Raw genomic sequence first — 19,723 nt, 5'->3', positions numbered from 1 at the left:
ATGAAATTATTAGAAACAACCATTAAAAATAACGTACTAACAAGCATGACCAAGATTCTTGATGAAAATCGAGAAGCCTTATTAAAAGCAAACAAAAGAGATTTAGATGCTTTTAATAAAGAAGATCAGGCAATGTTTGACCGTTTGATTTTAAACGATCAAAAAATTGATGGAATGATAAAAGCCATCAATGAAGTTAAAGCACAAGAAGATCCCGTAAATCAAATTATTAGTGATATTACTTTAGAAAACGGATTAAAAGTAACCAACAAAACAGCACCATTTGGTACCATCATGATTATTTATGAATCGAGACCAGATGTTACTGTAGAAGCGGCCGTTTTAGCCTTTAAATCTAACAATAGAATTTTATTAAAAGGTGGTAAAGAAGCCTTATACAGTAATAAAATATTAGTAGATTTCTGGCACAAAGCATTAACAGAAAATAATCTAAGTGAAGATTATATTAAGTTCTTGCAAATGGATAGAACCGAAACACAAGAATTTTTAAGAAACCCAACAGAACAATTAGATTTAATTGTACCAAGAGGAGGAGAACGCTTAATTAGTTTTGTAAAAGAACATGCAACTTGTGCCGTTTTAATTAGCGGACGAGGTAATAACTTTATCTATATTGATGAAAGTGCCGACTGGAACAAAACATTAGCGGTAATCATCAATGCAAAAACTGCTAAAATTTCTGCATGTAATGCATTAGATAAAATCCTTATCAATAAAAACATAGAAGGTTACGAGTCAAAATTAAAAGACTTACAAACTGTTTTAAAAGAAAAGAAGGTTACTATTTTAGTTGATGAGAGTATTCAAAAAACATTAACAGACGAGAAGGTAATTCCTGAAGATAGTGTTTGGAAAGAAGAATTCTTAGCTTTAAAGTGTTGTATTGGTGCTGTAGACAATCTAGACGAAGCTACCAAAATGATTAACAAATATTCTGGAGGTCATTCTGCCGCAATAATGACAACTAATGATGAAAATGCTGATAATTTTATGCAACAAGTAGATTGTGCTGCTGTTTACAAAAACTCTTCAACGAGGTTTACAGATGGTGGTCAGTTAGGTGTTGGTGCAGAATTAGCGATAAGTACAGACAAATTACACCACAGAGGTCCGTTAGGATTAAAGAAATTAGTCACCAATAAGTATTATATTATTGGAGATGGAAATGTGCGTGCATAACCTATTTCACAAATTATATTAACTTTTGGTTTTCTTGTTATAAAGCAGGAAAACCAAATTTTTTTTAAATACTAAATTTATATATCATTCTTTAGAAACTAGCGACAGAAATTCATCTTAAAGAAGTAAAATATAAAATTAGAAGACATATTTCTACAAACAAGCCCGCGTTAGGGATTGCAGTGAAAAGCCCACAGGGAGGAACGACCGAGGACTTGAAACGTAAAGCCCGACCCTTTTGGGTAACGCCCTAATAAAAATATTTTTTTTTATTTATCCTGTAACTCTGTAGCCTTACGCTCTAACTCTGCCTGAAATTCTTCCATAACTGGTTTTACAGTGCTATCTGGTATGTCTGATACTTTGATGTACATTAAGCCATCTACGGCATTATTAAATTTAGGATCTACATTAAACGCAACCAAACGTGCGTTTTGTTTTACGTATTTTTTAATCAATACAGGAATTCTTAGTGCTCCTGGTTCAATTTCATCGATAATTTTATCGAATTTCTGCATATCTGCTTTTGTAGCATCAAACACAAAATCTTTGTCACCGTCTTTTAATTTTACTTTGTATTCTTTCTTCGGATGAATGTATTGTGCAATATATGGATCGTAATAATGAGATTTCATAAACTCTATCATTAAAGATTTTGAGAAGTCTGAAAACTGATTACTAATAGAAACTCCGCCCATTAAGTATTTATATTCTGGATAACGTAAAGTAACATGTACAATTCCCTTCCATAATAAAAATAGTGGCATTGGCTTTTGTTGATATTCACCAATAATGAAAGCTCTACCCATTTCTATGGTATTGTCCATCATTTGAAATAATTCTGGCTCAATTCTAAACAAAGTTTGAATATAGAAACCATTAATACCATATTTTTTATAAATATCTTTTCCAAGTCCCATTCTGTAAGCTCCTGCCAAACAGTTCGCTTCTCTGTCCCACAGTAACAAATGGTGATAATATTTGTCGAATTTATCTAAATCTATTTCCTTATTGGTTCCTTCACCTACAGCCCTAAAAGTAACTTCTCGTAATCTACCAATTTCATGTAATAAATTAGGAATCTCTTTTGCACTGGCAAAAAACACTTCGTAGTTCTTACTTTCTAACAACCTACCATCTCCTTTTCTTAAAGCATCTACTTCTTTAATAAATAAATCTGTATTTCTTTGAGGTGTTATTTTTTTAGCAGCCTTTTTAGGAATCTTTAAAGCTTGGGCAGATATTAACTTATGTGCTTTTTCAAAAGGATTAGCCAACATATATGTTTTCTTTCTGATAAATTCGGAATAAGCAGAAATCTCTTTATATTCTTCTTGGTCTTTTACAGAAATTGGCTTCCCTATTCTTACTTTTATAACTTTACCTCCTTGAGATATTACTTCAGATGGTAATTTTGCAGTTCTTAAAGTGTCTGATATTTTTGATAAAAAATAAAATAAACGACTGTTTTTTGCATGAAAATAAATAGGAATTACAGGTACATTCGCCTTTTTAATAAACCTAACAGCGCCTTCTTCCCAAGGTTTATCTACATTTAGCTTTCCATCTTTATAAGTAGATACTTCTCCTGCAGGAAAAATACCTAAAGGATTCCCTTCTCTTAAATGTAATAATGCATTTTTAATACCAGCTACACTAGATTTAGCATCCTTTCTTGATTCAAAAGGATTTACAGGCATTACAAAAGGCTTTAAAGGCTCAACTCTGTGTAGTAAAAAATTGGCTATAATTTTATAATCTGCTCTTTTTTCAATGAGTAATTTTAGTAATAAAACACCATCTATACCGCCTAAAGGATGGTTAGATACCGTAATAAAAGGGCCATCTTTTGGAATTCTCTTTAAATCTTCTTCCGGAATTTCAAATTTGATATCGCAATCATCTAAAATACTGTTTAAAAAATTTAAATCTTTTTTATTTTTATTCTTAGCGTAGATTCTATTGATTGCAGAAATACGAAGTATCCTTAATAGAATCCACCCAATAAAAGTTCCTAAAAAACCAAACTTATGTAAACCAATTACTTGCGCAATCTCTTTAGCTGTTACTAATGCCATATATTATAATTAGACGGAACTGCAAACTTACTAAAAATAAATATTGAATTACTATTTAGTTACTAAAACAGAATAAAGACACCAGTTTTACATGCATCAAAGATTTACTAGCTATTAAAACTTAAAGCTTTTACTTCCATGAAAACGTGTAAAATTAGTGACTTTTTTATATTGTGAAGTTATTTTGTTACTAAAACAATTTGAATTGTTTCTTTATTTACTTGTGTTAATAAAGGAGTTCCCTTAGCTTCTATACTCGCTACAGCCTTATCATCAAAATGACGTACAGTAAACAAGTCTACACCTTTCTGAACATCAATTTTAAACTGCGTTTTTAACTCATTATAAAATTCATCGAACTTGTTAAATTTATTATCAATACAAACAGAAAAGCTAATGGCAGAATTCTGAATTAAGTTTACTTTTAATTGATAATCATGTAATTTTTGAAAGATATAACTGATATTATTTTCTACCATAAAAGAAAAATCTAATGCAGAAATAGAAACCAAAATCTGATCTTTTTTAACAATAAAACAAGGTATAAAAGGTTCTAACATTTTTCCTTTAGAAACTCTTGTACCTGTTTCCTTTGGATTTACAAAAGAACGCACCAATAACGGAATATCTTTTCTTTCTAGGGGCTGTAATGTTTTTGGGTGAATTACAGAAGCTCCGTAAAATGCCATTTCTATAGCTTCTTCATAAGAAATTTGCTCTAATAAAGTAGTATCTTCAAAGACTCTTGGGTCTGCATTTAAAACCCCAGGAACATCTTTCCAAATTGTAACATTCTCTGCATCTAAACAATACGCAAAAATACCTGCCGTATAATCCGAACCTTCTCTACCTAAAGTAGTGGTGTTTTCTGTATCATTTGCTGCAATAAAACCTTGAGTAATATTTAATTTAGAAGCATCTAATTTTTTATTAATTAGTTCTTGGGTTAAATCCCAATCTACTTTTGCATCTCTATAATTACTATCTGTTTTTATGTAATTCCTAACATCGAACCAGTTATTTTCTACACCAATTTTAGTTAAATATGCACTTACTATTTTTGTTGATAAAAGCTCTCCAAAACAGATAATTTGATCATATACATAATTATATCTCTGCGAAGTATTTCTGGCTAAAAACCAGCTTAATTCACCTAAAAGGATATCAATTTCTTTATAAATTTCATCACCCTTATCAAACAAATCATTCATTAAATTTTTATGGAAGTCTTCTATAATACCTAAGTTTTCAGACAACTTATCTGTCTTATTATAATATGCGTCTATAACCTCTTCAAAAGCATTGGTTATTTTACCCATTGCAGAAATAACAACTACTGTATTTTCTGTTCCTTCGCTTTGTAAAATCTGTGTTACATTTTTTACACTTGCTGCATCTTTTACAGACGCTCCTCCAAATTTAAAAATCTTCATTTTAATTATTTTGAATAAATTTTGATAAGTTTTCTTTGTCCATTTGTACTACAGACCAATCGTTTAAATACGTGGCACCTGTACTTTTATAAAATTCTACTGCATTGGTATTCCAATCTATTACTTCCCACGCAACTCTCTTAAAATTATTGTCATGAGCATATTTTAAAACAGCTGTATACAAAGCTTTTCCTGCGCCTATTTTCTGTTTACTTTGGGTTACTATTAAGTCTTCTAAATGAATAGTTCTTCCTTTCCATGTAGAATAACGTTCGTAAAACAAAGCAATACCAATAATTTTATTTTCTTGCTCTGCTACAAAAACTTTAAACTTAGGATTCTTAGAAAAACCATCTTTTATTAAATCATCTACTGTTACTTCTACAGCATCTGGTTCTTTCTCAAAAACTGCTAATTCTGTGATTAAATTCAGTACAGATTGCATGTCTTTTTCTTCTCCTAATCTTACAGTAAAGTCCATCTTTTTATAAATTTTAATCAAAGATAGTTATTTACATATCTACCAAAAATATTTGAAGATTTTAGACAATTATTTTTGAATTGTTTAAATTTCTAAAGGAAAATTAAATAACTAAAACGTTGTAGTAACTTTAAAAAATATAGATATTTGTTAAAATTAACAACATAACACGCAAAATGACAGGAAAAAAACAAACTTTAGGTGAATTTATTATTGAACATCAACATGCTTTTAAATATAGTTCTGGAGAACTTTCTAGTCTTTTAAATTCTATAAGATTAGCAGCAAAAGTGGTAAATCACGAAGTTAACAAAGCTGGTTTGGTAGATATTATTGGTGCAGCTGGAGACACAAATATTCAAGGTGAAGATCAACAAAAATTAGACGTGTATGCTAATGATAAGTTTATACAGACTTTAACAAGAAGGAATATTGTTTGTGGTATTGCTAGTGAAGAAGAAGATAGTTTTATTTCTATTAATAGTAACGATGAAAATCATCAAAATAAATATGTTGTTTTAATTGATCCTTTAGATGGCTCGTCTAATATTGATGTAAATGTCTCGGTAGGAACGATCTTCTCTATTTATAGACGTATTACTCCTACAGGTACTCCTGTAGAATTAAAAGATTTTTTACAAAAAGGAAGTGCACAAGTTGCTGCTGGTTATGTAGTGTACGGAACCTCTACGATGATTGTTTACACCACTGGAGATGGTGTTAATGGCTTTACATTAAACCCTGCAATTGGTTCTTTTTACTTATCTCACCCAAATATGGAGTTCCCAGAAGACGGAACAATGTATTCTGTAAACGAAGGAAATTATTTAGACTTTCCTTTAGGTGTAAAAAAATATATTAAATACTGCCAGGAAGAAGAAGGAAACAGACCTTATACCAGTAGATATATTGGTTCTTTGGTTTCTGACTTTCATAGAAACATGATAAAAGGAGGTATTTATATGTATCCAAAAGGTTCTAGAAACCCAAACGGAAAATTACGTTTACTCTATGAATGTAACCCAATGGCTTTTATTGCAGAACAAGCTAACGGAAAATCTTCTGATGGTTATACAAGGACTATGGATGTGGAGCCTACTGAGCTACACCAAAGAGTTCCTTTTATTTGTGGAAGTAAAAATATGGTAAATCAGTTAGAGGAATTTATGCAAATACACGGAGAATAAATCTTATTTATACTGTAATCAATTATCAAAACATAAAATACTTGTAAAACCATCCATTTATGGTTAATTTTACAAACGTAAATAGTATACTAACTTTTAAAAAACATAAAAAAATGGCTTTTCAATTACCGGAATTAGGATACGCTTATGATGCGTTAGAACCAAATATTGATGCAAGAACTATGGAGATTCACCATAGTAAACATCACCAAGGATATACAAATAACTTAAACAATGCAATTGCAGATACGGACTTAGAAGGAAAATCTATTGAAGATATTCTTGCTAATTTAGATATGAGCAATGGAGCTGTTAGAAATAATGGTGGTGGTTTTTACAATCATTCATTATTCTGGTCAGTTTTAAACCCAAATGATAGAGGATATTTATCTGGTGAATTAAAAGATGCTATTGAAGCTGCTTTTGGTACTAAAGATGATTTTATTGCCGCTTTTTCTAAAGCAGCAGCTACTCAGTTTGGTTCTGGTTGGGCTTGGTTATGTGTTTTACCAGGAGGTAAAGTAGAAGTTTGTTCTACACCAAACCAAGACAATCCATTAATGCCAGGTGTAACTTGTGGCGGAACTCCAATCTTAGGATTAGACGTTTGGGAACATGCTTACTACTTAAACTACCAAAACAGAAGACCAGATTATATCAATGCATTTTTTGATGTAATTAACTGGAACGAAGTTGAAAAACGTTACGCAGCAGCAAAATAAGTAACACAGTTGCTTTTAGATATCGCACTCATAAAGTGAATTAACTTAAGAGTAAGATTACTAATTTTCATAAAAAAAGCATCCTAAATTTAGGATGCTTTTTTATTTTACTTACTGTTGCTCTTTTTTAAATATTCTTTATAAGCTTTACTATATTTTTTATAACCAACCTCAACACCTTCTTTCATTTGCTGATGTACTTTTGGATGTTCTTTTTCAAACCATTTAACAAAAGCTAAACCTGGAACAGGAGCCGGATTATAAACAATATTATCTGGAGTCATAGCTTTCTCAAATTCTAATGTTTTTACACGTAGCTTTTCTAATATCTCTTTGTATTTTTTATTAGAAGCTAAGTTATTTAACTGATGTGGATCTTCTTTTAAATTATACAACTCCTCTTTAGGTTTTGTTGCTTCAAAAAATGGTTTTTGAGCGTCATTTAATTTACCTTCTTTATACAGTTTTCTCATCACATGTACAGCAGGTCTGTAAAACTCTAAATAAGCTTGTTGTGCATCATAAGGAATCTCTGGTTTCTCATTTTTAATATAAGACCAATCTTCAGAAATTACAGCTTTAGACTTTTCTTCAATTTCGTCCCATAAATCTCTTGTACCATAAACAAATTCCCTCTCAAAGTCTTTCTTAAAAATTGGTTTTCCGGTCATATAATCAGGAACTTCAATCCCTACAAAATCTACAATTGTAGCAGTAATATCTGTTGATGAAACCACGTCTTTTCTAACTTGACCACCTTTAAATTGCTTCGGATAATACAGTATAAAAGGAATTCTTAACCCAGTATCTTGTAAATACCCCTTTCCTCGGATATTACAACGACCATTATCTCCAATAAAGATTACAATTGTGTTGTTCGCCATTCCCTTGTCTTCTAATTCCTTAAAAATCATTCCAACTTCATTATCCATATATTCGATTTGGTCTAAATACTTAGCCCAATCCAATCGTATTGCAGGATCATCTGCCATATATGGAGGTAACGTTACTGTTTTAGCATCTACAGGATGTTTAGACTTCTCTCTAACGTCATCCCACCAATCTCCCCTATGTGTAACATCTAATTGTATCTGAGCAAAAAAAGGTTGATCTTCTTTTGTAAACGTATCATATTTATCAAACAAACCAAACTCCGTTTTTCCATCCCATTTCCCAATAGGCTTACTTTTAAAATTAACATCTGTCTTCCTTCCTTTTTTCATCACTCCATGATGACCTAATATTGTAGTATAACCTACATCTCTTAACAATTTTGTAAACGGTTTATATATAGAATCTAGAGGTACCTTTCTATTACTTCTATGATGCTGTGAGTTTGTTTTAACTTGATGTGTACCAATCATCATTGCAGATCTACTTGGCGAACATATTGGATTGGTTACAAAAGCATTATCAAAACGAATACCTTCTGATGCCATTTTATTTAAATATGGCGTTTTTACGTTTGGCATTCCATAGATTTCCAAATCGGTACTCATATCTTCTGCCATTAACCAAATAATATTAGGTTGCTGACTCTTAACATCATTTATAACCACTTTTTCTGATGTTTTTTTACAAGATGATATTGCAAGAAGCACTAAAAAAGTAAAAGCTACATATTTTATTAATTTCATATTTAAACACATTAATTGTTATCACGTAAATCTACGCATAATTTATAAAAGCTAAATTACTGAACCCCTACATCATGTAATTACAGTATCAAGAACCAATTAATCATGTAAAAATCGCTATCAATAAAAAAGTGAAAAAAAATAAATAAAAAACTTGTCAGAATAATAAAAGATATTATATTTGCACCGCTCTTAGGAATAAGGGTAATTAAAAAGAAAAGTTCTTTTAAAATTATGACTGCGAAAGTAGCTCAGGGGTAGAGCATCACCTTGCCAAGGTGGGGGTCGCGGGTTCAAATCCCGTCTTTCGCTCTATTCAATTACCATGCTGAAGTGGTGGAATTGGTAGACACGCTGGACTTAAAATCCAGTGGTCAGTAATGGCCGTGCGGGTTCAAGTCCCGCCTTCAGTACAATAACCGTTGTTAATCTTTTAGATTTTCAACGGTTTTTTGCTTTTACAAACTTAGGCACTCGCCTACTCTTCGCTTTTTATTAAATTTATACTTAAACGATCATCAATAATAACAGCTCTATATCAAATAAAAAAAACATTAAACAATAGACTATTAACACTTTATGTAAAAATATAAAAATAATTAATTATTTCTCCATTTAAACATTGCGTACTACTAATAAAGATAATATATTTGCACTCCTTAGAAATAAGGACAACTATAAAAAAGTTCATTAAAAATAAAAAAGTAAAATTTGATTTAATTATCATCTTTACTTTATAAATAAAAATACCATGCTGAAGTGGTGGAATTGGTAGACACGCTGGACTTAAAATCCAGTGGTCAGTAATGGCCGTGCGGGTTCAAGTCCCGCCTTCAGTACAATAACCGTTGTTAATCTTTCGATTTTCAACGGTTTTTTGCTTTTATAAACTTTCCGCCCAACTCACAACTGTTACATCCTTTGATTATTATACCTAAATATTGTTTCGTAAAAGTATATAATGTAAACAAACACCTTATGAACCTAAACTGAATTAAAGCACTCAGATCAACTATCTATAAACATAAGATTATATGTAAAAAAAAATCCAGCTAAAAGCTGGATTCTTAATTATTCTATTTCATTATCTGAAGATTGGTAACCTCTAAATTAGTTAACTCTCTCCACCTACCTCTCGGTAAGTTTTTCTTAGTTAATTCAGCAAAAACAACTCTATCTAGCTTGCTTACTTTATAACCAACATGTTCAAATATCTTACGAACAATTCTATTTCTACCAGAATGGATTTCGATACCAATTTCTGATTTCGGTTGACCATCTACATAAGAAACAGCATCAATAAACACTTTTCTACCTTCAATAATAACCTCTCCTCGTAGTTTCTCTAAATCTCTTAACTCTAATTTTCTATCTAGAGATGCATGATATAGTTTACGAACATTATGTTTTGGGTGTGTTAATTTCTTTGCTAAATCACCATCATTAGTAAACAACAACAAACCAGTTGTGTTTCTATCTAACCTACCTACAGGGTAAATTCTTTCTTTTGATGCATTTGCAATCAATTCCATTACTGTTTTTCTACCTCTATCATCATCCATAGTGGTAATGTAGTTCTTAGGCTTATTCAGTAAAATATATCTTTTTTGTTCTGGTGTAATAGAAGTTCCATCAAAACGAACAATATCGTCTGGCTGAACTTTATATCCCATTTCTGTCACCAACTTTCCATTTACCTCTACACTACCGTGCTCTATATACGTATCTGCTTCTCTACGAGAACATACACCCGAATTTGCAATATATTTATTTAAACGGATTCCTGAGGCGTCATTACTTGCCTTTGGAGTTTCTTTAATTTTGGTAAAAGTTTTCTTTGGAGTTTTTCTAGCTACAGGTTTGCTTTTTCTACTTAAAGGAGTACTTTTTTTACCTTCTTGTCGTCCTCTCGACGAGTTTTTATTTGAATTCATTACTTAAAAATTTTTGCAAAAATACGCAAAAAAACCTTAATTCAATCGGTCTATTACTTTTTCTACAATTAGTTCAGGCTTTATAAAAATTAAAGAGAAAACCCCTATTAAAAGCAACACTTTCAAAACGTTATGCATTAATCTATAATGTTTCGTTTCGGAAGAATTCCATAAATAAAAGCCTAAAAAAACAAGAACAAATAAAGCAAAGTAAAAATAATATCTCATGTAGCTTAAAGCTGGGTAACTAAACAAAACCACAATAGGAAACAACGTTAAAAACAATAAGAATATTGATAATTTCTTTGTTCTTACCTCTCCATAAAAAACAGGAAAAGTATCGTAATCATTCACAATTGCTCCCTTCATACTCTGCAAATCTTTCAACAACTCTCTAACCATTATTACTAGAAACAAGAAAATTGCATGAACAAAAATGATTTTAGAAAAGTTCTGAAAATACACAAATACAGCAAAAAAAGGCAAAATGGTAAGTATAGTAGCAGAAACTAAACCTGTAAAAGGATACTTCTTAAGCTTGTGAGAGTAAAACCAAATAGCAAATATATAAATAGCAAAAAACAAAGCTGCTCTAACAGATATTAGGTAACCAAAAATAAAACCTAAAAAATTTAAAGTAAAATAAAGCTTTAACTTCGTAGACTGTTTTACATAATTATCTAAGCCCGTTTTTAATGGTCTATTTATGCGATCTACCTTTGCATCATAAAAATTATTAATAATATAACCAGACGCCACCACACATATACTTGCTAAAACAATGTATAACAAGTCTGCATCAAAAACAATTGTTCTGAGAGATTTTGTAGGCGAAAAAACAAAAATAGCCGCTAAGTATTGCGCTAAAACTAAAACAAGAATATTATACCCCCTGATTACAGAAACTAAGCTTAAAAGTTTAAAAATAATTCTTTTGACTTTAAAACTAGGCATATATTTAGAATCTATAAACCAACTCTAACTTATAATCTTTAAGACTTTTTTGAGCTTTTTCATAATCTTCAGTAAAACCTAAAATATAACCACCACCACCAGAACCACAAAGTTTCAGGTAATAATCATTTGTTTTAATTCCATTTTCCCAAACTTTATGAAAAGCATCAGGAATCATCGGTTTAAAGTTCTTTAAAACTATCTTGGATAATGATTTTACATTTCCAAATAAAGATTTCACGTTTCCTCCTAAGAAATCCTCGATACAAGCGTCTGTAGTAGTTGCAAATTCTTCGCTGATCATTTTTCTAAAACCTTCGTTTTTCATCTTATTCATAAAGATGTTAACCATAGGCTCCGTTTCTCCTATTTGCTCAGAATCTAACAAGAAAACAGCACCTTTTCCTTGTTTTTGAGAAGGAATACCCGCTGGCTCTACATTGTCTTTAGAGTTGATTAAAATTGGCAAACTTAAGTAACTATTTAAAGGATCTAAACCAGAACTTTTACCATGAAAGAAAGATTCCATTAAAGAAAAAATCTGTTTTAACTTTAATAACTTCTCTCTCGTTAAGTTTTCTAAAACAGTTATTTTATCAGCAGCATATTTATCATAAATAGAAGCTACTAAAGCACCAGAACTCCCAACTCCATAACCTTGTGGTATAGAAGAGTCAAAGTACATTCCGTTTTCTATATCTGTCTTTAGATCTTTTAAATTAAAAGTAACTAAATCTGTTTTTAAAGCAGATAAATGATTGCAAAGACGTCCTAAATTTTCATTTGAAACCTTGCGATTTTCAGATAAATCTGATGACGTTTTTAACGCTCCTCTATAAGCATTAAACGGAATAGCCAACCCTTTAGAATCTTTGATGATTCCATATTCTCCGAAGAGAAGAATTTTAGCATAAAACAATGGTCCTTTCATTTTTCTTTTTTATAGTGTTGCAAAAATACGAATTAATAAATTAACAAAACCTTATTAAAAATTCTTGTAAAAAGTTTTCCAGACACCAACTTTTTCTCCTTTTGTATATTTTCCTTTTTCCTTATTCTTTCCGTTTTTATAATACGTTTTCCAAACACCTTCCTCTAAACCATCCACATAGGTTCCAGAAGTTCTTAATTCGCCAGATTCATAAAACTCAGAAAAAACGCCATCATACTTCCCTTCAGAATAGCCTATTTTTCTAAAAATATTACCGCTTTTGTAGTAATACTTTACTTCGTTACCATCAGTAGGAACTACTTTGTAATAATATGATTTAACTTTATTTGTTTCCTTTAAGTCTGCATCTAACCACGTAGTTTTTTGAGCAGAAATGGTTATTGTTAAAAAGAAAATTAAAATTGATAGTAACTTTATAAAAGCTTTCATTTAAATTATTTTTAATTCAGACATTTTATTTCTTATTAGCTCCAAACCCCACAGAGTCATAAATATACTGATTTTTTTGGCAGTATTTAGAAAGTTCTTTATCTATAAATTGATTCACTTTTTCTTTTTCTACCTCAGGATACAACACATGCACATTTGCACCAGCATCTAAGGTAAAACAGATATTGCTATCATTTTCGGTTCTATATTCCCAAATTTTATTGATAATTTCTAAGGTATTTGGTTTCATCAAAATAAAATACGGATTGCTTGTCATCATCATTGCATGCAACGTTAATGCTTCACTTTCTACCAAACTGACGAATGCTTTTATATCTCCGTTTTGTAAAATTTCTGATATCTTACTCAAGTTATCATTTGCTTGTGTAAAACGACTTTCTGCATACGGATGCTCATGCATTAAATTATGACCAACTGTACTAGAAACTTGTTTTTCGCCTTTGTCTACTAACAAAATAGCATCTTGATAATTATGAAAAACAGTATGTAATTTGTATGGAAATTGTACGCCATACAAATCTGAACTTCCTTCTATTTCTGGGTGATTTCCCCAAACAACCATTGGCCCTTCTATACTTCTACTGGCACTTCCAGATCCTAAACGTGCTAAAAAAGAAGCTTTTTTATTAATTTCTTCTACTGATAAATCAGGATTTAATTCAGCCTCTAAACTCATTAAACACATAGCAATGGCACTTAATCCGCTTGCAGATGATGCGATTCCGCTAGAGTGTGGAAAAGAATTTTCCGAATTAATTATCATTTTATAATCAAAAATATAAGGACAATATTCTTGTATTCTTGTGAAAAATTCTGCAATTTTTGGTTTGAATGCATCTTTTTGTTTTCCTTCGAAAAACAAATCGAAATCTACTATTTCCGACTTTACTTTTTTCTCAAAATCAATCGTAGTAATTGTATGACAATTGTTTAATGTAAAACTAATAGAAGCGTTTTTTGGTATTTGCGGATTGCTCTTTCCCCAATATTTTACCAACGCAATATTACTTGGTGTTTGCCAAGTAAAGCTTGCTTTTTCTACCGAATTGTTATTTGATTTCGAAATAAATTGTGCTGTATCCAAACGTCTTGATTTTGCACCAAAGATAAAACTATTTCAAAGAATTTTCAGTTAACTTTTTAAGTACATTTTCTTTGTACGTTCTACTTATAGGAATTGCATTTTTTTCAATTTCAATAAATTCATTCGTATAAGAATCTGTCTTATTTAAATTGATAATATAAGACCTATGAATTCTTAAAAATTGTTGAGAAGGCAATTTCATTTCCAAATTACTAATCGTTTCTCTAGTTACTAAAACGGTGTCTTTTGTATGAATTTTGATATAATCAGATAAACTCTCAACATATAGAATATCATCAAAATTAATCTTTACCATTTTACGTTCTGAACGCACAAAAATATAATCGCTTTTAACAGAGGGTTCTTCAACATCAACCTGACTCACAATAACAGTTTGCGTTTCAAAAAACTTATTAACGGCTTGTAAAAAACGATCAAAAGCTATAGGTTTTAACAAATAATCTACGGCTTGCAAATCGAAACCATCAACAGCATATTCTCTGTAAGCTGTTGTAAAAATAATTTTAGACTTCTTGTTTATTGATTTTGCCAAAGACAAACCAGAAATGTCTGGCATATTAATATCTAAAAAGAATAAATCTATATTATTAGAATTTGCTATTTCGAAAGCTTCCATGGCATTTTTGCAACTTTTCACCAAATTTAAATTCGGAATTTTAGCCACAAAAGTTTCTAAAATATTTCTAGCAATTGGCTCGTCATCAACAATAACACAATTAATGGTATTCATTTTTCAGCAATTTGTTTTCATATTGTAAGTACCTTGAGATTTCTCGTCATTCGTACCTCTTTCTGTCGAAATGACAATTTTAATTAAAACTCAATTTTTAAATGTACTTTAAAAGTATCATTATTTTCAATTATTTCTAATTGATATTTGCCTGGATACAACATTTCTAAACGTTTTCTAATGTTCGGAAGTCCAATTCCAGTATTCGTTTCTTCTTTTCTTTTGGATGAATTTTCAATCTCAAAAAACAAACAATTATTTGCTGTTTTTAGACGAATATCAACATTTAAAACTCCGTCAATAATTACACCATGCTTAAAACTATTTTCTACAAAAGGAATTAATAACATTGGCGGAATTTGAAGAGAATCGTTCAGTTTATCTTTACTGAAATTCACTTTTAAAGTATCATGAAAACGCATTTTCTCTAATGAAATATAATCTTCCAAATGATGTATCTCTTCTACTAACGGCACTTTTGGCTTTTCTACTTGATATAGAATATAATCTAATAAATTAGATAATTTTAAAATCATTTCTGGTGCTTCATCCGCTTTAGCGATTGCAAAACCATAAATTGTGTTTAAAGAGTTAAATAAAAAATGTGGATGAATTTGCATTTTTAAGAACTTTAACTCTTGTTCTTTTAACTCTAACTTAGTTTGTAAAAATTTATTTTCTAAAGTCTTTTTTTCATCTAAAGACTTATAATTACTTTTTAATATTTTTATTCCGCTTGCCAAAATCACAATAAAAAAAATACAAACCAAAATTACAGCAGGATTTGTAGTTAATGCTGGCATTTTTTTAAATTCTAAATTAAAATAAAACACAAACCCCACTACTTCTATCATTAAAATAGTTGTAGCGACAAAAACACCTGAATAAATAGTATAAAGAACAAATTTCTTATATTGTTTTTTTAATAAATATTTAGGAATTAAATCATATACAAAAACATACGCAATAATTAATGTTACAATACTTAAAAGAGAAGAAAACCAAAATAAAAAAGCTTTGTTTGATGAACCTACACTAAAAAAACTTTTGAAGAAAAACCAAACAATCATCCAACATAAAAAATGTATTGGTATTTTTTTTAAGACTAATATCAGTTCTTTTTGCATATGTTACAAAATAAAAATAAAGATTTAATTTTTAGGATAATTAGCGACGGATTACTTATTTTAATCTCTAAAAAACAAATTTGACACTTATTATACTAAAACTACCTGTTTTTTGTAGAAACCAAGTAAAAAGGATTCATTCATCTCAAATATATTTTAAGAACAAACATTACCAATATTTTTGAAACGAATTTAAAAACTTATATTATGACTTACATAACCGAAGGAGGTACTCAATTTATGATCCCTTTATTAATTCTATTCTTTTTAACACTTTTTTTAATTGCAAAAAGTTTTAAAGTAAATTCAGATAAAAACAGAGAACTTATTAAATCTGTAAGTTTATTTGCGCTTGTTTTTGGTTTTTTTGGTCTTTTTCTCGGATTATACCAAATGTTTACTGTGATTGCAATAGCAAACAGTGTATCTCACGGTGTTTTAGCTGTGGGGTTAAAATGTGCAATTACAGCAACTTTATTTGGTTTTATCATTTTTCTTATTGGTAGATTAGGTGTAATTGCACTTACGTGGATTAAAAAAGAATAAGTAAAAAATTACTTGATAAAAATACCCATTTCATTAATTCTGAAATGGGTATTTTTGCATTCTATGCATACAAAAAAAGTTTTTCTACTTCTAAACGGAGAACCTCCAATAGCAATTCCTAATTTGGAGGAATACGAAATTATTTGTGCTACAGATGGCGCTTATCAATTTTTAGAAAAAAATAAAATAAAACCCCATTTTATTAGCGGCGATTTTGATTCTATAGAAAACCTACCAAAAGGTATTGAAGTAATTCATACTCCGAATCAAGATTTTACAGATTTTGATAAAATACTTCAAATCTTATTTGATAAAGGGTTTAAAAAAGTTGATGTTTTTGGTGCAAGCGGAAAAGAACAAGACCATTTTTTAGGAAATTTACACACCGCCATTCAGTGGAAAAATAAATTAAGTCTTACTTTTTTTGACAATCATAGTCGTTATTTTTTAGCGGATAAAAGCACTTCTATTTCTAATTCTGCAGGTAAGATCATTTCATTAGTTCCTTTCCCAAAAGCAAAAAACATTAGTACTGTAGGATTGCAATATCCTTTAGATAAGGAAGACTTAACTTTCGGAGAAAGAATTGGCACAAGAAATAAAGCAATTACAAACAATATAAAAATTACTTTTGAAAGTGGAGAATTATTCATTTTTATCAACCATTAAAAACGAAGACATTGAGTAGAAAAATAAAATTATTGTGGGATTTTAGAGGTCCAGATGCACAACAAACCGCAAAACATCATACCATTCATTTAGAAGAATTTGCTGAAATGGAAAACTTAACTTTTCTTGAAATTAATATTGAAGAAAAAAATCCAATGTTATTTTCTGCATTCATTACAGTAGATGAAAAAGATATGAAAGTTTATAGAGATGCATTAAAACCTCATCGAGGTGAAGTTGGATAAGATTGTTAATTATTATACAACAAATACACTTTTTTATTTTTCCTAATATAAAATTAACTAATTTTGCAATGTCATAACTTGTATGGCAAAAAATAATGAAGCAGAAACACCAAATACTAAAAGTACTATTACTCATTTCAATTTATTGTTCTGGGATGTATCTTTCTGCAAATACAACTTCTTATTTTAACGCACAAAATGCGAACCAAGATACAGAACAGCTTACCTATTTAGTTACAGCTTCTAAAGTATTTCATGCGCATACACAACAATCAGAAAACTTAGTTTCTGAAACAATAGATTTTTCATTACCCAATTTTAAATTGTCTTCAGACGATTTATTAGCAATTTCTTATACAACTAAACTAGAGTTCAATTCTAAGTTTAAACAGTATAAAAACTACTTAGAAAACACCCTAATTAGACAACGAAAGTCTGATCTTATTTTTCCTTTCCATAATTTTTGGTAACCCTTTATTTTATTTACTAACAACTACCTTTTACGTAGTTAAAATAAAACATTTATATGTTGCGGATACCCGTTTCATATAAAAATCAATATATTAAAAAAATTAAAAAACATAAAATGGATTTAGGTACAATAATAATAGGAGTAATATGTATTGCATTATGTGCACTACCTTTTGTATTAACAAATAAAAACAAAAAAAATAAAGAAAAAAAAGTATTAAACTCATTGAAAGAGTTTGCAAAACAGCATAATTCTGAAATTACAGAGCACGAAATTAGTGAATGTTATGCAATTGGTTTAGATGAAAATAAACATGCAATTTCATTTTTACAAAAAACAAAAGAGCAAGTTAATCTTCAGTTTATAGATCTTAACACTATTAAAAACAGCGAGATAAATAACATCAGTAAATCTATAGGAAAGAACGAAACAACACTAGACAAGTTAAACTTAAAACTAAACGTTATCGGTAAAAACAAACCTAGTATTGTTCTTGAATTTTATAATTCAGATATTAATTTTCAACCTGGCAATGAGTTTGATTCTATAGAAAAATGGAACAAAATAATTAATTCATTACTTCAAAATCAGCAACAAAATAAAGCTGCATAATACCCTTAAAATAATAACGAATCTTACTTATTTATATACATCAAGTAAGATTCGTTATTATTTATACAGCACTCAATAATCAATAGGTTATTGACGTTTTCCTAGAGATCGATGTAAAAAACTACATTGAATTTGATTAAAATAAAAGAGGTACGTCAATTGAAGTTAGATATTCTTTATTAGTTTTGTTGTTAGGAAAAGTAAACTCCTCATAAAACTTTATAAATGCAACCTTTTATATTTAATCATATTGCCCTTTCTGTAAAAGATGTAGATACATCTATAGCGTTTTATCAAAAAGTACTACAACTAAAAGAAATTAAAAATACTGCCTCTAATTCAAAAACAAGATGGTTATCTCTTGGTGAAGGAAAACAACTTCATATAATTCCTCGTCCTGATGCGATCATTAAAACGAATAAAGCTGTGCACTTTGCTTTATCAACCAAGGATATTGCAACATTTATACTCCATTTAAAAGAATTAAAAATTGAGTATTCCGATTGGATCGGTACACCAAACAAAGATTATGTTAGAAATGATGGTATTCTACAGGTGTATTTTCAAGACCCAAACGGATATTGGATTGAAATAAATAATGATGTCTAATAGATCCTATTTCCATTTAATACCACACCCCATACTTGGTTTTTGGTTTTCTAAAGCGGGTTTATTTTCTAATAAATTATCAAGAGAATTACGTAAATCAATTCCTGTTACCGGTTTTCCGTTTCCTGGTCTAGAATTATCTAATTGTCCGTGATAAACAGCTTTTAAATCCTTATCAAAAACATAAAAATCGGGGGTACATGCAGCATCATACGCTTTTGCTACTTCCTGCGTTTCATCGTATAAATACGGAAAAGAATAGTTTTCATCGTTAGCAAGTTGCTTCATCAATTCAGGTGAATCTTGTGGATAATTCTCAACATCATTAGCACTTATCGCAATAAAGTTAATTCCTTTTTCCTGATAATCATTCGCCATTTTTACCAACTCACTATTTACATGAATTACAAACGGACAATGATTACAAATAAACATAATTACAGTTCCTTCTCCTCCCTTTGCTTCATTTAAAGAAACAAAAGAGTTATCAACTGTATTTAATAAAGTAAAATCAGGTGCTATTGTTCCGTTTTTAAACTCGTTCGATTCTGCTCTTGCCATAATTATATTCTCTTTTATT

The 19,723-nt window shown here is 29.9% G+C and carries 21 protein-coding genes and 3 tRNA genes; 12 read left to right on the top strand and 12 right to left on the bottom strand.

Annotated features, from left to right (window positions below):
* Nucleotides 1-1,200 carry a glutamate-5-semialdehyde dehydrogenase gene (locus tag H0I28_RS16245; protein WP_218759782.1) on the top strand — a complete coding sequence of 400 codons (1,200 nt, stop codon included), beginning with the start codon at nt 1-3 and terminating at the stop codon, nt 1,198-1,200.
* Nucleotides 1,201-1,469: 269 nt separating this feature from the next.
* Here the strand turns inward: H0I28_RS16245 and H0I28_RS16240 are convergent, their stop codons facing one another.
* The 3 genes from H0I28_RS16240 to H0I28_RS16230 form a co-directional block, all read right to left on the bottom strand.
* Nucleotides 1,470-3,278: a lysophospholipid acyltransferase family protein gene (locus H0I28_RS16240; protein WP_218759781.1), complete on the bottom strand. Its 1,809-nt coding sequence runs from the start codon at nt 3,276-3,278 to the stop codon at nt 1,470-1,472.
* 179 nt (nt 3,279-3,457) lie between these two features.
* The gene (locus H0I28_RS16235; RefSeq protein WP_218759780.1) at nt 3,458-4,711 is read right to left on the bottom strand and encodes an aspartate kinase; all 1,254 of its coding nucleotides are present in this window, start codon (nt 4,709-4,711) and stop codon (nt 3,458-3,460) included.
* A 1-nt stretch (nt 4,712) separates the two neighbouring features.
* Nucleotides 4,713-5,192 (bottom strand): GNAT family N-acetyltransferase, encoded by a 480-nt coding sequence (locus H0I28_RS16230; protein WP_218732450.1) that lies wholly within the window; start codon nt 5,190-5,192, stop codon nt 4,713-4,715.
* A gap of 176 nt (nt 5,193-5,368) precedes the next feature.
* On the opposite strand from H0I28_RS16230, the gene fbp reads away from it, so the two are divergent.
* Together fbp and H0I28_RS16220 are read left to right on the top strand one after the other, a co-directional pair.
* A complete protein-coding gene (gene fbp, locus H0I28_RS16225; RefSeq protein ID WP_218732449.1) occupies nt 5,369-6,379 on the top strand; it encodes a class 1 fructose-bisphosphatase in 1,011 nt (336 codons plus the stop codon).
* 113 nt (nt 6,380-6,492) lie between these two features.
* Nucleotides 6,493-7,101, top strand: a complete 609-nt coding sequence (locus tag H0I28_RS16220) for a superoxide dismutase (RefSeq protein WP_218732448.1) — start codon at nt 6,493-6,495, stop codon at nt 7,099-7,101.
* Between the two features lie 107 nt (nt 7,102-7,208).
* Here the strand turns inward: H0I28_RS16220 and H0I28_RS16215 are convergent, their stop codons facing one another.
* On the bottom strand, nt 7,209-8,738 hold the full coding sequence (locus tag H0I28_RS16215; RefSeq protein ID WP_218759779.1) for a sulfatase: 1,530 nt from the start codon (nt 8,736-8,738) through the stop codon (nt 7,209-7,211).
* 240 nt (nt 8,739-8,978) lie between these two features.
* On the opposite strand from H0I28_RS16215, the gene H0I28_RS16210 reads away from it, so the two are divergent.
* The 3 genes from H0I28_RS16210 to H0I28_RS16200 all read left to right on the top strand — a co-directional run bounded on the left by H0I28_RS16210 (nt 8,979) and on the right by H0I28_RS16200 (nt 9,577).
* Nucleotides 8,979-9,050: transfer RNA gene (locus H0I28_RS16210), tRNA-Gly, on the top strand.
* Nucleotides 9,051-9,065: 15 nt separating this feature from the next.
* A tRNA-Leu gene (locus H0I28_RS16205) sits at nt 9,066-9,151 on the top strand.
* Nucleotides 9,152-9,491: 340 nt separating this feature from the next.
* Nucleotides 9,492-9,577 (top strand) — tRNA-Leu (locus H0I28_RS16200).
* Nucleotides 9,578-9,814: 237 nt separating this feature from the next.
* Here H0I28_RS16200 and H0I28_RS16195 read toward each other — a convergent pair.
* The 7 genes from H0I28_RS16195 to H0I28_RS16165 all read right to left on the bottom strand — a co-directional run bounded on the left by H0I28_RS16195 (nt 9,815) and on the right by H0I28_RS16165 (nt 15,990).
* Nucleotides 9,815-10,672: a pseudouridine synthase gene (locus H0I28_RS16195; RefSeq protein ID WP_208891008.1), complete on the bottom strand. Its 858-nt coding sequence runs from the start codon at nt 10,670-10,672 to the stop codon at nt 9,815-9,817.
* A 36-nt stretch (nt 10,673-10,708) separates the two neighbouring features.
* Nucleotides 10,709-11,626: a geranylgeranylglycerol-phosphate geranylgeranyltransferase gene (locus H0I28_RS16190; RefSeq protein ID WP_218732445.1), complete on the bottom strand. Its 918-nt coding sequence runs from the start codon at nt 11,624-11,626 to the stop codon at nt 10,709-10,711.
* 4 nt (nt 11,627-11,630) lie between these two features.
* On the bottom strand, nt 11,631-12,557 hold the full coding sequence (locus H0I28_RS16185) for a mevalonate kinase (protein WP_218759777.1): 927 nt from the start codon (nt 12,555-12,557) through the stop codon (nt 11,631-11,633).
* Nucleotides 12,558-12,611: 54 nt separating this feature from the next.
* Entirely contained in the window at nt 12,612-13,007 is a 396-nt protein-coding gene (locus H0I28_RS16180) for a toxin-antitoxin system YwqK family antitoxin (RefSeq protein ID WP_218755140.1), read from the bottom strand.
* A 25-nt stretch (nt 13,008-13,032) separates the two neighbouring features.
* Nucleotides 13,033-14,112, bottom strand: a complete 1,080-nt coding sequence (locus tag H0I28_RS16175; RefSeq protein WP_218732442.1) for a diphosphomevalonate/mevalonate 3,5-bisphosphate decarboxylase family protein — start codon at nt 14,110-14,112, stop codon at nt 13,033-13,035.
* Between the two features lie 28 nt (nt 14,113-14,140).
* Nucleotides 14,141-14,863, bottom strand: coding sequence for a LytTR family DNA-binding domain-containing protein (locus H0I28_RS16170; RefSeq protein ID WP_218759776.1), 723 nt, complete (start codon nt 14,861-14,863; stop codon nt 14,141-14,143).
* Between the two features lie 83 nt (nt 14,864-14,946).
* Entirely contained in the window at nt 14,947-15,990 is a 1,044-nt protein-coding gene (locus tag H0I28_RS16165; protein WP_218759775.1) for a sensor histidine kinase, read from the bottom strand.
* A 207-nt stretch (nt 15,991-16,197) separates the two neighbouring features.
* On the opposite strand from H0I28_RS16165, the gene H0I28_RS16160 reads away from it, so the two are divergent.
* From H0I28_RS16160 to H0I28_RS16135, 6 genes are all read left to right on the top strand, one after another.
* Entirely contained in the window at nt 16,198-16,536 is a 339-nt protein-coding gene (locus H0I28_RS16160; protein ID WP_218732440.1) for a MotA/TolQ/ExbB proton channel family protein, read from the top strand.
* Nucleotides 16,537-16,599: 63 nt separating this feature from the next.
* Nucleotides 16,600-17,205 (top strand): thiamine diphosphokinase, encoded by a 606-nt coding sequence (locus H0I28_RS16155; RefSeq protein ID WP_218759774.1) that lies wholly within the window; start codon nt 16,600-16,602, stop codon nt 17,203-17,205.
* An 11-nt stretch (nt 17,206-17,216) separates the two neighbouring features.
* The gene (locus H0I28_RS16150; protein WP_218759773.1) at nt 17,217-17,450 is read left to right on the top strand and encodes a hypothetical protein; all 234 of its coding nucleotides are present in this window, start codon (nt 17,217-17,219) and stop codon (nt 17,448-17,450) included.
* A 95-nt stretch (nt 17,451-17,545) separates the two neighbouring features.
* Nucleotides 17,546-17,920, top strand: coding sequence for a hypothetical protein (locus H0I28_RS16145; protein ID WP_218732437.1), 375 nt, complete (start codon nt 17,546-17,548; stop codon nt 17,918-17,920).
* A gap of 116 nt (nt 17,921-18,036) precedes the next feature.
* Nucleotides 18,037-18,534, top strand: coding sequence for a hypothetical protein (locus H0I28_RS16140; protein ID WP_218732436.1), 498 nt, complete (start codon nt 18,037-18,039; stop codon nt 18,532-18,534).
* Nucleotides 18,535-18,759: 225 nt separating this feature from the next.
* Nucleotides 18,760-19,143 (top strand): VOC family protein, encoded by a 384-nt coding sequence (locus H0I28_RS16135; RefSeq protein WP_218759772.1) that lies wholly within the window; start codon nt 18,760-18,762, stop codon nt 19,141-19,143.
* Between the two features lie 6 nt (nt 19,144-19,149).
* On the opposite strand, the gene H0I28_RS16130 is transcribed toward H0I28_RS16135, so the two are convergent.
* Nucleotides 19,150-19,704: a thioredoxin family protein gene (locus H0I28_RS16130; protein ID WP_218759771.1), complete on the bottom strand. Its 555-nt coding sequence runs from the start codon at nt 19,702-19,704 to the stop codon at nt 19,150-19,152.
* Between the last annotated feature and the right edge of the window lie 19 nt (nt 19,705-19,723).

It is taken from the genome of Polaribacter sp. AHE13PA, from assembly GCF_019278505.1.
Lineage (GTDB): Bacteria > Bacteroidota > Bacteroidia > Flavobacteriales > Flavobacteriaceae > Polaribacter.
This window is presented reverse-complemented; position numbering and strand designations above follow the sequence as displayed.

What these genes read in the sequence shown, in the direction of transcription:
- H0I28_RS16245 (WP_218759782.1), top strand. Translation starts at nt 1, where the DNA reads ATGAAATTATTAGAAACAACCATTAAAAATAACGTACTAACAAGCATG.
- H0I28_RS16240 (WP_218759781.1), bottom strand. Translation starts at nt 3,278, where the DNA reads ATGGCATTAGTAACAGCTAAAGAGATTGCGCAAGTAATTGGTTTACAT.
- H0I28_RS16235 (WP_218759780.1), bottom strand. Translation starts at nt 4,711, where the DNA reads ATGAAGATTTTTAAATTTGGAGGAGCGTCTGTAAAAGATGCAGCAAGT.
- H0I28_RS16230 (WP_218732450.1), bottom strand. Translation starts at nt 5,192, where the DNA reads ATGGACTTTACTGTAAGATTAGGAGAAGAAAAAGACATGCAATCTGTA.
- fbp (WP_218732449.1), top strand. Translation starts at nt 5,369, where the DNA reads ATGACAGGAAAAAAACAAACTTTAGGTGAATTTATTATTGAACATCAA.
- H0I28_RS16220 (WP_218732448.1), top strand. Translation starts at nt 6,493, where the DNA reads ATGGCTTTTCAATTACCGGAATTAGGATACGCTTATGATGCGTTAGAA.
- H0I28_RS16215 (WP_218759779.1), bottom strand. Translation starts at nt 8,738, where the DNA reads ATGAAATTAATAAAATATGTAGCTTTTACTTTTTTAGTGCTTCTTGCA.
- H0I28_RS16195 (WP_208891008.1), bottom strand. Translation starts at nt 10,672, where the DNA reads ATGAATTCAAATAAAAACTCGTCGAGAGGACGACAAGAAGGTAAAAAA.
- H0I28_RS16190 (WP_218732445.1), bottom strand. Translation starts at nt 11,626, where the DNA reads ATGCCTAGTTTTAAAGTCAAAAGAATTATTTTTAAACTTTTAAGCTTA.
- H0I28_RS16185 (WP_218759777.1), bottom strand. Translation starts at nt 12,557, where the DNA reads ATGAAAGGACCATTGTTTTATGCTAAAATTCTTCTCTTCGGAGAATAT.
- H0I28_RS16180 (WP_218755140.1), bottom strand. Translation starts at nt 13,007, where the DNA reads ATGAAAGCTTTTATAAAGTTACTATCAATTTTAATTTTCTTTTTAACA.
- H0I28_RS16170 (WP_218759776.1), bottom strand. Translation starts at nt 14,863, where the DNA reads ATGAATACCATTAATTGTGTTATTGTTGATGACGAGCCAATTGCTAGA.
- H0I28_RS16165 (WP_218759775.1), bottom strand. Translation starts at nt 15,990, where the DNA reads ATGCAAAAAGAACTGATATTAGTCTTAAAAAAAATACCAATACATTTT.
- H0I28_RS16160 (WP_218732440.1), top strand. Translation starts at nt 16,198, where the DNA reads ATGACTTACATAACCGAAGGAGGTACTCAATTTATGATCCCTTTATTA.
- H0I28_RS16155 (WP_218759774.1), top strand. Translation starts at nt 16,600, where the DNA reads ATGCATACAAAAAAAGTTTTTCTACTTCTAAACGGAGAACCTCCAATA.
- H0I28_RS16145 (WP_218732437.1), top strand. Translation starts at nt 17,546, where the DNA reads ATGAAGCAGAAACACCAAATACTAAAAGTACTATTACTCATTTCAATT.
- H0I28_RS16140 (WP_218732436.1), top strand. Translation starts at nt 18,037, where the DNA reads ATGGATTTAGGTACAATAATAATAGGAGTAATATGTATTGCATTATGT.
- H0I28_RS16135 (WP_218759772.1), top strand. Translation starts at nt 18,760, where the DNA reads ATGCAACCTTTTATATTTAATCATATTGCCCTTTCTGTAAAAGATGTA.
- H0I28_RS16130 (WP_218759771.1), bottom strand. Translation starts at nt 19,704, where the DNA reads ATGGCAAGAGCAGAATCGAACGAGTTTAAAAACGGAACAATAGCACCT.